We start from the raw sequence: 505 nt of genomic DNA, 5'->3' as shown, positions 1-505 counted from the left end.
GCACTGCTGCCATCGGCCCACCGGCTGCCCACCATCATCGTGGCCGAAAAGGGCGACATCCAGCTGGCGGTCAGCGCCATCTCGGCCGGGGCCGTGGATTTCATCAAGATGCCGGGTCACCGCGACGCGCTGGCGCAAAGCATCCGGAAGGCATTGGCGCAGATCGCGGCGGGAGCCCCGCAGCATGCTACGAGAACGGGGCATTCCAACCGCCTCGCCAGCCTGACCCAACGGCAGAGGGAGATCCTCGACCGGGTCCTCGTGGGTACCCCCAACAAGATCATTGCGGCGGAGCTGAACCTAAGCCAGCGGACCGTGGAGAATCATCGCGCGAACCTCATGGTCAAGCTCGGTGCGCGCTCCCTGCCGGAACTGATCCGGATCGTGCTGGAAGCGCGCTGAGGAGACCGGCGGCCCGGCTATTCGGCCGCGATCGCGTCCTCTGGCGCGGGGCCCCGCGCAACAGCCCGCGCAAAGGCGATCAGCGCAAGCCGCCGGCGGGGAT

At 68.1% G+C, this 505-nt stretch carries 1 protein-coding gene; it reads left to right on the top strand.

Annotated features, from left to right (window positions below):
• Positions 1-402: response regulator transcription factor (locus AC1DWF_RS39045; protein WP_476843741.1), on the top strand; the 402-nt coding region annotated here is incomplete at its 5' end.
• Positions 403-505 lie beyond the last annotated feature (103 nt).

Source organism: Aminobacter sp. P4_D5 (assembly GCF_056401815.1).
This window is presented reverse-complemented; position numbering and strand designations above follow the sequence as displayed.